This window comes from Mesorhizobium sp. WSM1293, from assembly GCF_000513875.1.
Classification (GTDB): Bacteria; Pseudomonadota; Alphaproteobacteria; order Rhizobiales; family Rhizobiaceae; genus Mesorhizobium; species Mesorhizobium ciceri.
Genome location: NZ_AZUV01000018.1, coordinates 111,993 through 124,603 on the forward strand (window position 1 = coordinate 111,993; position 12,611 = coordinate 124,603).

Consider the following 12,611-nt stretch of genomic DNA (forward strand, 5'->3'; position numbering starts at 1 on the left):
CGACCTTTCACCGAAGCGATGCTTCCGCCTGGCACTCAGGCGAGCGCCAACGACAGGTTTTTCCGGCGCTAGTTTAATAGACTGCCCAGCTGTGTTAGGCCGAAACATTCCCCGCTCGAGGACAGACATGGCCGGCACATCGCGAAAATATCCCATGCTGCGGCGTTCGCGCGCGATGTGGGGCTCACGGCGGGTCTGGCAGCCGCGCCTGGTGTTCTGGGCCGGCGCGCTTGGCATCGGTGTGATCAGCGTGCTGTTCGCGGTGCTGGCCGACAGGGCGCAGGAACTGTTTCAACTGATGACAGGAGATGCAGGCGGCTGGCGTTTCTATCTGCCGCTTGCCATTACGCCGTTGGGTTTCGTGCTGTGCGCCTGGCTTGCCCACACCTTCTTTCCCGGTTCGCAAGGCAGCGGCATTCCGCAGGCGATCGCCGCCCGCCATCTGCGTGACGACGAGGACCGCAGCCACATCCTGTCCCTCAAACTGGTGGCCGGCAAAATCATGCTCACCATCGTCGGCCTGTTCTGCGGCGCCTCGATCGGCCGCGAGGGTCCGACGGTGCAAGTCGGCGCGTCGCTGATGCTGCAGGCGGCACGCTGGGGCGGCATGGTGCAGGCCCGGGGTCTGATCCTGGCCGGGTCGGCCGCCGGGATTGCCGCCGCCTTCAACACGCCGCTGGCCGGCATCGTCTTCGCCATCGAGGAGATGGGCCGCACCTATGAGGCGCGAACTAACGGGCTGGTGCTGACGGCGGTGATCCTGGCCGGTCTCGCTTCGCTCGGCCTGCTCGGCAACTACACCTATTTTGGCGTCGCCAGGGACACCATCTCGTTTGCCGCCGAGTGGCCGCTGGTGCTTGCCTGCGGCGTCATCGGCGGCGGGTTCGGCGCGCTGTTCTCGCTGCTGGCGTTGAAGGCGACGCGGCGGATCCGGCGCTGGAACACTGGGCAGCCTTTGCGGCGCGCCCTGGTCGTGGCCGCAATCTGCGGGCTTGCGGTGGCGGTGATCGGCATCGCCTCGGGCGGGCTGACCTTCGGCACCGGTTACGTCCAGGCGCGGGGCGCCGTCGAAGGCACGCCGCTGCCGTGGTTCTTCTTCGCCGAAAAGTTCCTGGCGGGATTGCTGTCGATGATCTCGGGCATTCCGGGCGGTATCTTCGCGCCCTCGCTGGCTGTCGGCGCCGGCATCGGCAGTTCGCTCGGCCTCCTCTTTGGCGCGAGCACTGGGGTGGCGGCACTGCTCGGCATGGCCGGCTATTTCGCCGGTGTGGTGCAAGCGCCGATGACGGCCTTCGTCATCATCCTGGAGATGACCGGCAATCACGACAATGTCATCGCGCTGATGCTGGCCTCGATGCTGGGCTACGGCACGGCGCGCATGATCTCGCACGAGCCGCTCTATCACGCGCTATCGCGTGTCTTCATCGCCGAGGCGATCCGGCGCCGCCGGGCGGAGGCCGGGCCGGGGCAAGTATGAAAGAAAAAAGGCCGGGCTTCGCGGCCCGGCCTTTCCCTCAAAAAAAGTAGCTTTGCCTATTTACACTTGGCGATCGATGTCAGCGCCGCCGAAATGCCCTTCAGAGAGAAGACATAGGAGGTGGGATTGCCGCGGCCGGACTTCGCCGTCACCTTCATGTCGGTGCCGGTCTTCATGGCGGCGATCAGTACCGGCTCCTCGGCGGCATTCTCCACCCAGGCCGATTTGCCGCGGGTGAACATCGAAAACGTCTTCTTGTCGATGGTCACGGTGGCCTTGGAGCCTTCCTGGAAATTGTAGCCGGCAATGAATTGCGGCTCGTAGGACACTTGCTGGCCGGGCCGCTGGCTGACGAAGAAGAACATATCGCCATGGTCGAGCGTGGGCGGCTGCTTGTCGGTCGGCACGGTCAGGACATAGCAGACCTTGCCGCCCGATGCCTGGTAGCTGTAGGTGCCCCAGGCATTGTGCTGGCCGATCTTGGTCGCCGACTGCGCCAGTGCCGGCGCTGCCACGGCCACCAGGGCCAGACTCGAAACTATCGCAATCAATCCGCGCATCGCTTTTCCCGTATTCCAAATGGTGCGGAGGCAGGCCGGCTTGGCGTCCTGCCCGTCGCTTCATTTTGATTTAATCTGGGTTACCAAACGGTGAATTTCCGAAGAGAAAAGGACCCTCACCCCGAGGAAACCGCCACCATACCCGCGCCGCCGCCCTGCGAGCGGGTGGCGCGACATCCCTTTGGCGACTTGGAGGCCACGAAAGCGGCAAGAGTTTGACTTTTTACGCTGTCGCCGAAAGCCGGCTCCAACGGCGTTCCGCGCGCGTGTTCAGCCCTTGTCGGCCATGGCGTCCCTGGCGGCCTGCCGGTGCGCAGTGGTGATGTGGGCACTGACGGCGGTGATCGCGGCGGTGAGCACGGCGATGTCGTCGGTGAAGCCAAGCCCGAAGACGAAGTCGGGGATGACATCCACCGGCAGCACGAAATAGCCGAGCGCGGCCAGCAGAATGCCCTTGGCGCGCAGCGGCGTGTTCTTGTCCATGGCGCAATAATAGGCGGCCACGACCTCTTCCATGAAGGGGATCTGCCGCGCGGCCTTCTTGGCTGTGCGCCAGAATTTCTCGCGCACTTCGCTCTCGTCTGACGGCTTGCCGCCAAAGCCGAAGAAATCAAAACCGGATTGTTGCGCCATCAGTCTCTCCTTGCGGGGCTCATGCGCATCCGGCGCCTGCCCCGCGGGGGAAAATGTGGTGAAACCCGACCCCCGCTACAAGATGCCGGTGCCGATTTGGGCCTGCCGAGGCGATACCAGGCCTCAGGCGCCGGCAAAACGGTTCATTTTCGTGGCCAGATCGATATCGAGCGCAGTGACGCCGCCGGCGTCGTGGGTGTTCAGCGTCACGTCAACGGTTTTGTAGACATTCGACCACTCGGGATGATGATCCATCGCCTCGGCGGCAAGCGCGACGCGGGTCATGAAGGCGAAAGCCTCGGAGAAATTCGCGAAGGTGAATGTGCGCTTGATGAAGGCGCCGTCTTCCGCCAGCGCCCAGCCGTCGAGGCCCGTCAATGCGGCTTCAGCGGCTTGCCTGCCCAGTTTCTCTCTCGCCATGTCCCTATCCTGTGCTATTCGAAAACGACCCTCACCATAGCGACGGATCGATGAGCGCGAAGCCTATAAATTCCATTCTCTTCGTCTGCCTCGGCAACATCTGCCGGTCGCCGCTGGCGGAAGGTGTCTTCCGCGCCGTTTGGGCCGAGCGCGGGTCGGCCCGGGATATCCTGCTCGATTCGGCGGGAACCAGTGACTGGGAGGCCGGCTCTGCCCCCGATCGACGCGCGATCGCGGTCGCCATGCGGCACGGCGTCGACATTTCCGGGCAGAGGGCGCGCAAGGTCACGCCGCAGGACCTCCACCGTTTCGACCTGATCCTTGGCATGGACCGGTCGAATGTCGCCGACCTGAAGGCGCTGGCGCCGGCGGCCGTGCAGGACCGCATCCATCTGTTCCTGGAATTCGCGCAGGGAAAGGCACGCGACGTGCCGGATCCTTATCATGACGAGGCAGAAGCCTTCGCTTCCGCCTATCGCATGATCCGCGAGGCGTCGGAGGCGCTGGCGACAAGGCTGGAGGCGCGGGCGTCCGTGCCTGACAGCGGCCAGGCTTCCTCGACGATGTAGGGTCCGCCGCCGACCGAATCGCGCGACGACATCAAAACGAAACGGCCGATGCGGAACGGCAGCGTCGAGAAATTGCCGCGCGCCGACAGATATTGGGCAACGTCCAGCGGGGTCGAATTGCGCAAGCGCGCCAGCGTCACATGCGGCATGAATTTGCGCGGGTCGGCCGGGATGCCGAGCCGCTGGCAGATGCGGTCGATCTCACCTTGAAGGGCGGCCAGATCGGGCGAGGCGGAAGCGCCCGCCCACACCGCATGCGGCTTCTTCTGGCCGAAAGCGCCGACGCCGGTCAGCGCCAGCGAGAAAGAAGGGCGGTGGACGCGGTCGAGCGCGTTGGCGATCTCGTCGGCGACATGGCCGGGAACATCGCCGATGAAGCGCAGCGTCAGATGGTAGTTTTCGACGTCGATCCAGCGGGCTCCCGGCAAGCCGCCCCGCAGCAGGGACAGCGAAAGGGCAGCGTCACGCGGAATTTCGAGGGCGGTGAAAAGACGCGGCATGAAGAGCCTCCCTTCCTCGAATCGAACTGTCACCCATAGCGAATCATCGATAGTCAAACGGAGCAAGAGGTTTGTTGGCCACAGTCCCTGTTAAAAGCTCGCCGGGCGGAAACAGTTCCAACCCGCTAGGAATCGCCCGGCACCGCCGCGATCACCTTCTCGACCGCGGGCAGGATGCGTTCGACCATCTGGTCGACGCCTCGTGCGCTCGGATGCAGGCCGTCCTCGAGCTGCATGCCGGGCTGGCCGGCGACGCCGTCGAGAAAGAACGGGTAGAGCGCGACGTCGTATTTCTTCGCCAGGTCCGGGAAAATGGCGTCGAAGGCGCTCTGGTAGTCGGGACCGAGATTGGGTGCGGCGCGCATGCCGGCCAGAAGCACGGCAATCTTGCGCTGCTTCAGCTTGCTCAGCATCTCGTCGAGGTTCTTTTTGGTGATGTCGGGCGAGACGCCGCGCAGCATGTCGTTGGCGCCGAGTTCGAGGATGACCAGCTGCGTGCCGTCCGGCACCGACCAGTCAAGCCGCGCCAGGCCGCCGCTCGTCGTGTCGCCGGAGACGCCGGCATTGGCGACGGTCACGTCGTGGCCTTTGGCGCCAAGCGCTGCCTGCAGCCTGTCGGTAAAGCCCTGGTCGGGTCCAAGGCCATAGCCCGCCATCAGGCTGTCACCGAAGCCGACGATCTTGAACGGCTCGGCACGCGCCGACGACATGACGCCGCAAATGGCGAGGAAAACCACCAAGCCTGCGGCAATACTGCGTTTGAAAGACATGCGGCAGGCCCCATATGAGCTAGGAATTCTTCAGTCGACGGCTTCCGGCAAGCAGAGCCTTCATTCCCAGATATAGGACGATTTCATTTTGACAGAAGCCGTCATCGCGCTGAAAGATGTGTCCCTGACCCTTGGCGAGGGCGCTTCATCGGTCCATGTGCTGAAGGGGGTGAGCCTCGATGTGGCGACCGGCGAGGCGACCGGCATCGTCGGACCTTCGGGTTCCGGCAAGTCGACCTTGCTGATGGTCCTGGCAGGCCTGGAAAGGGTCGATTCGGGTGTGGTCCGAATCGCCGGCGAGCTGCTCAACGGCAAAAGCGAGGACCAGATTGCTTCGTTTCGTGGCCGAAACATTGGCATCGTGTTCCAGTCCTTCCATCTCATTCCCAACATGACGGCGCTCGAAAATGTCGCGGTGCCGCTGGAACTGGCCGGCCATTCCGATCCGTTCGCGGTGGCGGCGCGCGAGCTGGCGGCGGTTGGCCTCAGCGACCGCGTCACCCACTATCCCGGCGAATTGTCGGGCGGCGAGCAGCAGCGCGTGGCGATCGCCCGCGCATTGGCGCCGTCGCCGCGCATCCTGATCGCCGACGAGCCGACCGGCAATCTGGACCAGGCGACCGGGCGGCAGGTCGCCGACCTCTTGTTTGCGAAGGCGGCCGAGCGCGGCATGACGCTGGTGCTGGTGACGCATGATCCGGCGCTCGCGACACGCTGTTCGCGCCAGGTTTCGATGCGCTCGGGCCGGATCGAGGCACCGGCGCCGGTCAAGGTGACGGCCTGATGCCGCTGTCCCGGACGTTGAGGCTCGCTGTCCGCTTCTCGCTGCGCGAGATGCGCGGCGGCCTGTCCGGTTTCCTGATCTTCCTCGCCTGCATCGCGCTCGGCGTCGCGGCCATCGGCGGCGTCAACTCGGTGGCGCGTTCGATCACCGCCGGTGTCGCCAATCAGGGCCAGACGCTGCTTGGCGGCGATCTTCGCTTCCAGATCAACCAGCGTGACGCCAGTCAGGCGGAGCGCAGCTTCCTTGACGGGCTCGGCACGGTTTCGCGGACCGCCAGCATGCGTTCGATGGCGCGTCTGGCCGACGGATCCGACCAGGCGCTGGTCGAGGCCAAGGCGGTCGACCATGTCTATCCGCTCTATGGCACGCTGGAGACCGAGCCGGCGTTGTCGAAACAGGAACTGTTCGGCGAAGAGTTCGGCGTCTTCGGTGCGGCAGCGCCCGATCTTCTGTTCGAGCGGTTGCACGTCAAGCCTGGCGACCGGCTGAAGCTCGGCACCGCCACTTTCGAACTGCGCGCCAAGCTGGTCGCCGAACCGGACGCCGTGTCCGACGGTTTCGGCTTCGCGCCGAGGCTGATGATCTCGACCGAAGGGTTGGCGGCCACTGGACTGATCCAGCCGGGCAGCCTGGTCGAGAATGCCTACAAAATCCGGCTGCCGGCGGACGCCGACGAGACGAGGCTCAAGGCCATCCAGGATCAGGCCGCCACGGATTTTCCGGAAGCCGGCTGGTCGATCCGCACGCGCAGCAACGCGGCGCCCGCGCTGTCGTCCAACATCGAACGCTTCTCGCAGTTCCTGACCCTGGTCGGGCTGACGGCGCTGGTGGTCGGCGGCGTCGGCGTCGCCAATGCGGTGCGCGCCTATCTCGACGGCAAGCGCGGCGTCATCGCCACCTTCAAGAGCCTGGGCGCTTCGGGCGGCTTCGTCTTTGCCGTCTATCTCGTGCAGATCCTGATCATAGCCGGATTGGGTATCGTGCTGGGCCTTGTGCTCGGCGCACTAATGCCCTTCGCGGCGAGCGCGGCCTTGCAATCCGTCATTCCGGTGCCGGCCGAAGGCGGCTTCTATCCCGGCGCGCTCGGCATGGCGGCGCTGTTCGGCCTGCTGGTGACGTTGGCTTTCGCGCTGCTGCCGCTCGGCCGCACCCGCGACGTGCCGGCAACCGCGCTGTTTCGCGAAATGGGGCTGGAAGGCCGCGGCTTGCCGCGCCCCGCCTATGTCGCGGCGGCCATAGGCATCGCGCTGCTGCTTGCGGCGCTGGCCATTCTGTTCTCGGGCGACCAGCGCATCGCCTCGATCTTTGTCGGCGCTACCGTCTTCGCCTTCCTGGTGCTGCGCGCGGTCGGCGCACTGGTGCAATGGGCGGCCAGGAAAAGCCCGCGCGTGCGCTTCGTGGCGCTCAGGCTCGCCATCGGCAACATCCATCGGCCAGGCGCCCTGACGCCATCGGTGGTGCTGTCCCTTGGGCTCGGGCTGACGCTGCTGGTGACGCTGGCGCTGATCGACGGCAATCTCAGGCGACAGATCTCGGGCAGCCTGCCGGAACGAGCGCCGAACTTCTTCTTCGTCGACATCCAGAGCGCCGATGTCGCGTCCTTCTCGGCGCTGATCGGCAAGGAGGCGCCGCAGGGCGTGCTGGCCAAGGTGCCGATGCTGCGCGGCCGGGTGATGGCGCTGAACGGTGTCGATGTCGACAAGGTGAAGGTGCCGGCGGAAGGCGCCTGGGTGCTGAGGGGGGATCGCGGCCTGACCTATGACACCAGGCAGCCGGAGAACGCGACGCTGACCGAGGGCAGTTGGTGGCCCGAAAATTACAGCGGCGAACCGCTGGTTTCGTTTTCGGCGCAAGAAGGCAAGGAGATCGGGCTGAAGCTCGGCGACACCATCACCGTCAATGTGCTGGGCCGCAACGTCACGGCCAGGATCGCCAGTTTCCGCCAAGTCGAATGGGAGACGATGGGTATCAATTTCGTCATGGTCTTCTCGCCCAACACATTCGCGGGCGCCCCGCATGGCTGGATGGCGACGCTGACCGAAAAGAGTGCATCGACGGCCGACGACGCCCGCATCCTCAACGCCGTCACCCGCGCCTTCCCGGCGGTGACGACGGTGCGGGTCAAGGACGCGCTCGACGTCGTCAACCGGCTGGTCGGGCAGCTCGGCACGGCGATCCGGGCGGCCGCTGGCGTGGCGCTGATCGCTTCGGTGCTGGTGCTGGCCGGCGCGCTTGCAGCCGGCAACCGGGCGCGCATCCATGATGCGGTGGTGTTGAAGACGCTGGGCGCGACACGCACGACGCTGATATCGGCCTTCTCGCTCGAATATATGCTGATCGGGCTGGCCACCGCCATTTTCGCGCTGGCGGCGGGCAGCGCAGCCGCCTGGTTCGTCGTCGCGCGCATCATGACTCTGCCGTCGCATTTCATGCCGGAGGTGGCGGTGGCAACCATTCTGTTTTCGCTGGTGATCACGGTCGGCATTGGTCTCGCCGGCACCTGGCGGGTGCTCGGCCACAAGGCAGCACCGGTGCTGCGCAACCTGTGACGACAGGCCCGGAACGGGCACCCTGGATTAAATCTTGGTAAGAAAGCCGTCCGAAAAGCCGAGGAATCGGCGCTTCGCCCTCTCACGAACCGTTACATCCGGTTACGGTCTTGTTCTTGACGCGAATAACCATCATATTTCGCCACAGGCATGCTGGAGCCCTGCCAGCGGCGCCTGGGTCCGGAAGGACCTGACACCGGACGGGGCAGAAGCAATAGAGGACTACAATGGCTGATCCCATTCGCAACTACCAGACGCGCGCCGTGCCCGGCGTCGGCGTCGGTGCCGACATCGATCAGGGCCTGCGCGCCTACATGATCAAGGTTTACAATCTGATGGGGCTTGGCCTCCTCATCACCGGTCTTGCCGCTGTCGGCACGATCATGCTGGCCACCACCACCGATCCGGCTTCGGCTGTCGCGACGCTGCCGAGCGGCGAGATGCTGACGTCCTTCGGCTACGCGATCTTCGGCTCGCCGCTGCGCTGGGTGGTGATGCTGGCGCCGCTGGCCGCCGTGCTGTTCCTGTCGTTCCGCGTCCAGTCGATGAGCGTTTCGGCGGCGCAGACGACGTTCTGGGTCTATGCCGGTCTCGTCGGCCTGTCGCTGTCTTCGATCTTCCTGGTCTACACCACGGCCAGCATTTCACAGACCTTCTTCGCCACGGCCGCCGCCTTCGGTGCGCTGTCGCTGTTCGGCTACACCACCAAGCGCGACCTGACGGCAATGGGCTCGTTCCTGATCATGGGCGTGTTCGGCATCATCATCGCGTCGGTGATCAACATCTTCCTGCAGTCGTCGGCGCTGTCGTTTGCCGTGTCGGCGATCGGCGTGCTGGTCTTCGCGGGCCTCACCGCCTATGACACGCAGAAGATCAAGGAGATGTATTTCGAGGGCGACAGTTCGGACGTCGCCGGCCGCAAGGCGATCATGGGCGCGCTGACGCTCTATCTCGACTTCATCAACCTGTTCATGTTCCTGTTGCAGTTCATGGGCGACCGTCGCTAGTTCAGCATGCTGGACCATCGAGTTCCAAAAGGGCGGCCCAACGGCCGCCCTTTTCTTTTGTGCCGGGCTTTGCTGTTATCGCGAGCAGAGAAATGGCACGCATAAATTATGAGCACTATTACGATTCGACCGGCGACAGCGGCCGACCTCGACAGCATCACGGATATCTACGCCGACGCGGTCGCCCAAGGCACGGCGAGCTATGAGCTGGAGCCGCCGAGCCGCGCGGAGATGGGTGTTCGATTCGACAGCCTGATGGCCGGCGGCTTTCCCTACCTTGTGGCGGAGAAGGACGGCGCGGTTCTCGGCTACGCCTATGCCGGTGCCTTCCGGCCACGCCCGGCCTATCGCTTCATTGTCGAGGACTCGGTCTATGTCGCGCCCGAGGCCAAGGGCCAGGGCGTCGGGCTCAAGCTGATGCAAAGCCTGATCGAGGCGGTGACGACGGCGGGCTTTCGCCAGATCATCGCGGTGATCGGCGATGGCCGTCCCGACAGCGCCTCGGTGCGGCTGCACGAAAAGCTCGGCTTTCGCCATTCGGGCCGCCTGGAAGGCTCCGGCTACAAGCACGGCCGCTGGCTGGACACGGTGTTCATGCAGCTGTCCCTGAATGGCGGTGCCTCGACGCCGCCCGATCCGAGTTCGCTGCCAGAGCGGAAGTTTCGCCTTAGAGCGGACTGAAGAAGGAACTGACGAATTGCGGAATTGAAGAACTGAAGAATAAAAAGAAGCGGCGGCAACAGATGACGCCGAGGCCTTTTCTCAACTCATCAATTCTCCATTTCTTCAATTCCCCTGCTCTAATTCCCTGCTCAGGCTTCGACCAGCTTCAACTTGCTGTCGAACACACCGAGCACGCGGCCGAGTTCCTGGCCGCGTTTCAAGATGCGGCCGCCGGCGGCGATGACGGCAAAGGCGCCCTGCTTGCGGGCCAGTTTCGGATCCTTGACGATCTGGAACAGCGGCACTTCGCTGGTGCGGCGGAAGACGGAAAAGACAGCGCGGTCGGCGAGATGATCGATGGCGTAGTCGCGCCATTCATTGGCGGCGACCATGCGTCCGTAGAGCCTGAGGATCTGGTCCAGCTCGCGTCGATCGAACCGCACCGGCTGATCGAGACGTTCGCGTCGCGCCTCGTGCAGCGGGATTATTGCGGATGCGTCCCCATCCCCCGTCCCGCCACTGTCATCGGTCATGCCTCGATCCTTCAAAATGAATCTTTGCCAACCAAAGTTGGCGTGTTCGCGACTGAATTGCAAGGCCCGGCGAACCGAGCCCCGCGCCGCGCCGTTTCCGTCACGTCCAGTCACTTTTATGAAACGCCGTGTTGGAATTGGTGATGTTCCGCCACATTTCTGCCTTTTTTTATCCGCGCTCATGCCCCAATGTCCGACGAATTTACCGGCGTTGCCTGAGACGGTTCGGTCCGGCACCGGCTCGTAAACCCCAAGCCCCCCGCCCACGGGTCTGCGTCGGATCGAACCAACCTCGGCTCTTCTTCGGAAGAACCGGGAGCGACGATCCCAAAACCTAAATGACCGGCGTCAGAAGCAAGCTGACGTCGGTTTTTTATTGGCTGGTGATAGGTGAGCCTTCGCGCTACCGCGGCAGGGGTTTGAGCGCTCTCAAGGCTTGTGGATGAATGCGGCGCCGAGAATGGGACCGGGCATGCCGTCCTTGCCGACCGACTGCAGCAGCACGGCGCAGCCGCCCTTTTTGGCAATCTCGCTCATCGGCAGTTCGTAGCGCTGTGCCTTGCCATGCCACATGCCGGCGGTCTGGATGCCGGTGACGGCGTTCCAGTAGGTCATCTTGCGGCCGGTATTTTCGCCCTCGCCGACTTTGACCGTCTGCGGCGGGTCGAAATAGACGATGACGACATGGGCGTCGCTGGGGCCGTTGCCGGCATCGCCGGCGTCGATCATCACGCGATCGCTGGTGCGGCTGACCTTGACGGCGACGCGCATGCCTTCGCCGCTCTTGGCCATGCGGGCGAGCGCACCATCGACCTCGCCGCGGTTGGCGCCGTTGACATGGACGCGGCCATTGATGACGGCCTGCGGCGTATAGACGGAGCGGCTGCCGAAGGCGCGCATATAGTCGTATTGCCGCTCGGTGTTCTCCTTGCGGCCGAGCGTGTCCTGCCAGCCGAGATAGTCCCAGTAGTCGACGTGATAGGCGAGCGCGACGATGTCTTCCTTGGCGGCAAGTTCGGAGAACAGAGTATCGGCCGGCGGGCAGGAACTGCAGCCCTGGCTGGTGAACAGCTCGACCACGCCCAATGGCTTTTCGATCTGGACCCGGTCGGTCTGGGCGCGATCGGATTCGCCGGCATGCCCGGCGCCGGCAGACGCCGAGAAGGCCAGCGCAAGAGCTGCCAGCCACAATGATTTTCGCGAGGCCATGGCCATTCCGATTCCCGCCGGTGATGCCGGCTTTATCTTGATTGCTGAAATATGTGGCAGAACCGGAAGTCAACGGGAAGTCACGTTGCGGTGAAATTTTGCCGTTGCAGCCGACCGCAACCGCGCAATAGGAAGGATCTGCGCTTCAGGATAGAAACCGATTCGGGCGGCAATCGCGATGTGGCAAACGTTTTTGGCGCCGGTCGACCTCTATTGCGAGCGGACCGGCCCGGAATTCTGGTCCGAACCGGTCAACGCCCTGACCAACTTCGCCTTCATCGCCGCCGGCCTGTGGGGCGTGCGCGAGGTGCGAAGGCTGGGCACCGGCGCCTTCGCCGAGGTGCTGGCCTGGTGGGTGGTGGCGATCGGCATCGGCTCGACGATCTTCCATACTTTTGCCACCAAGGGCACGGTCTGGGCCGACGTGCTGCCGATCGCCGGCTTCACGCTGGCCTACACGCTGTTCAATCTGCGTCGCTTCCTCGGCATGCGATGGGGCAAAGCCATCGCCATCTTCATCGCCTTCTATGTGATTGCCGGGGCGATAACCGTTGCCGTGCCGGACTGGTTGCGCCAGGCGTCGAACGGCACGACGGGCTATCTGCCGCCGTTCCTGGCGCTCGCCTTCTTCGGCGCGCTGGTGGCCGCCAGCGGCAATCGCGCCGGCTGGTACAATCTGGCCGGGTCGGCGATCTTCGTGGTGTCCGTCGTCTGCCGGATGATCGACCCGCTGGTCTGCGGCGGCTTCCCGCTCGGCACGCACTTCCTCTGGCACATCCTCAACGGGCTGATGCTGGGTGTGTTGTTGGCCGCCGCGGCGCGGTTTGGGGCGCCGAAAGTAAGGGAATAGGGGAATAGGGGAATAGGGGAATAGGGGAATAGGGGAATAGGGGAATAGGGGAATAGGGGAATAGGGGAATAGGGGAATAGGGGAATA

General features: G+C 64.2%; 14 protein-coding genes. 7 read left to right on the forward strand and 7 right to left on the reverse strand.

The window, feature by feature from the left end:
• The first annotated feature begins 127 nt into the window (after nucleotides 1-127).
• Nucleotides 128-1,477, forward strand: coding sequence for a chloride channel protein (locus M729_RS0122115; RefSeq protein ID WP_027162883.1), 1,350 nt, complete (start codon nucleotides 128-130; stop codon nucleotides 1,475-1,477).
• Nucleotides 1,478-1,533: 56 nt separating this feature from the next.
• Here the strand turns inward: M729_RS0122115 and M729_RS0122120 are convergent, their stop codons facing one another.
• From M729_RS0122120 to M729_RS0122130, 3 genes are all read right to left on the reverse strand, one after another.
• Nucleotides 1,534-2,037, reverse strand: a complete 504-nt coding sequence (locus tag M729_RS0122120; protein WP_013528815.1) for an invasion associated locus B family protein — start codon at nucleotides 2,035-2,037, stop codon at nucleotides 1,534-1,536.
• Nucleotides 2,038-2,307: 270 nt separating this feature from the next.
• On the reverse strand, nucleotides 2,308-2,670 hold the full coding sequence (locus M729_RS0122125) for a YkvA family protein (protein WP_027162884.1): 363 nt from the start codon (nucleotides 2,668-2,670) through the stop codon (nucleotides 2,308-2,310).
• Nucleotides 2,671-2,793: 123 nt separating this feature from the next.
• Nucleotides 2,794-3,090 (reverse strand): 4a-hydroxytetrahydrobiopterin dehydratase, encoded by a 297-nt coding sequence (locus M729_RS0122130; RefSeq protein ID WP_027162885.1) that lies wholly within the window; start codon nucleotides 3,088-3,090, stop codon nucleotides 2,794-2,796.
• 50 nt (nucleotides 3,091-3,140) lie between these two features.
• Between M729_RS0122130 and M729_RS0122135 the strand changes: the two genes are divergently transcribed.
• Nucleotides 3,141-3,659 carry a low molecular weight protein-tyrosine-phosphatase gene (locus M729_RS0122135; RefSeq protein ID WP_013528818.1) on the forward strand — a complete coding sequence of 173 codons (519 nt, stop codon included), beginning with the start codon at nucleotides 3,141-3,143 and terminating at the stop codon, nucleotides 3,657-3,659.
• Here M729_RS0122135 and thpR read toward each other — a convergent pair.
• Complete coding sequence (gene thpR / locus M729_RS0122140) at nucleotides 3,563-4,159, reverse strand: RNA 2',3'-cyclic phosphodiesterase (protein ID WP_013528819.1); 597 nt, start codon at nucleotides 4,157-4,159, stop codon at nucleotides 3,563-3,565. The genes M729_RS0122135 and thpR overlap by 97 nt on opposite strands.
• 125 nt (nucleotides 4,160-4,284) lie before the next feature.
• Nucleotides 4,285-4,929 carry an arylesterase gene (locus tag M729_RS0122145; protein ID WP_027162886.1) on the reverse strand — a complete coding sequence of 215 codons (645 nt, stop codon included), beginning with the start codon at nucleotides 4,927-4,929 and terminating at the stop codon, nucleotides 4,285-4,287.
• 88 nt (nucleotides 4,930-5,017) lie between these two features.
• Between M729_RS0122145 and M729_RS0122150 the strand changes: the two genes are divergently transcribed.
• The 4 genes from M729_RS0122150 (at nucleotide 5,018) to M729_RS0122165 (ending at nucleotide 9,950) form a co-directional block, all read left to right on the forward strand.
• On the forward strand, nucleotides 5,018-5,713 hold the full coding sequence (locus tag M729_RS0122150; protein ID WP_027162887.1) for an ABC transporter ATP-binding protein: 696 nt from the start codon (nucleotides 5,018-5,020) through the stop codon (nucleotides 5,711-5,713).
• On the forward strand, nucleotides 5,713-8,262 hold the full coding sequence (locus tag M729_RS0122155) for an ABC transporter permease (protein ID WP_027162888.1): 2,550 nt from the start codon (nucleotides 5,713-5,715) through the stop codon (nucleotides 8,260-8,262). Before M729_RS0122150 ends, M729_RS0122155 begins: the two co-directional genes overlap by 1 nt.
• A gap of 227 nt (nucleotides 8,263-8,489) precedes the next feature.
• Nucleotides 8,490-9,269 carry a Bax inhibitor-1/YccA family protein gene (locus M729_RS0122160; protein WP_013528823.1) on the forward strand — a complete coding sequence of 260 codons (780 nt, stop codon included), beginning with the start codon at nucleotides 8,490-8,492 and terminating at the stop codon, nucleotides 9,267-9,269.
• Between the two features lie 108 nt (nucleotides 9,270-9,377).
• Nucleotides 9,378-9,950 carry a GNAT family N-acetyltransferase gene (locus M729_RS0122165; RefSeq protein ID WP_027162889.1) on the forward strand — a complete coding sequence of 191 codons (573 nt, stop codon included), beginning with the start codon at nucleotides 9,378-9,380 and terminating at the stop codon, nucleotides 9,948-9,950.
• A gap of 131 nt (nucleotides 9,951-10,081) precedes the next feature.
• Here the strand turns inward: M729_RS0122165 and M729_RS0122170 are convergent, their stop codons facing one another.
• Together M729_RS0122170 and M729_RS0122175 are read right to left on the reverse strand one after the other, a co-directional pair.
• Nucleotides 10,082-10,465 carry a DUF2794 domain-containing protein gene (locus M729_RS0122170; protein ID WP_013528825.1) on the reverse strand — a complete coding sequence of 128 codons (384 nt, stop codon included), beginning with the start codon at nucleotides 10,463-10,465 and terminating at the stop codon, nucleotides 10,082-10,084.
• Between the two features lie 429 nt (nucleotides 10,466-10,894).
• Nucleotides 10,895-11,680 (reverse strand): thioredoxin family protein, encoded by a 786-nt coding sequence (locus M729_RS0122175; RefSeq protein ID WP_013528826.1) that lies wholly within the window; start codon nucleotides 11,678-11,680, stop codon nucleotides 10,895-10,897.
• Between the two features lie 172 nt (nucleotides 11,681-11,852).
• Between M729_RS0122175 and M729_RS0122180 the strand changes: the two genes are divergently transcribed.
• Complete coding sequence (locus M729_RS0122180; RefSeq protein WP_024504962.1) at nucleotides 11,853-12,524, forward strand: ceramidase domain-containing protein; 672 nt, start codon at nucleotides 11,853-11,855, stop codon at nucleotides 12,522-12,524.
• Nucleotides 12,525-12,611: the final 87 nt, after the last annotated feature.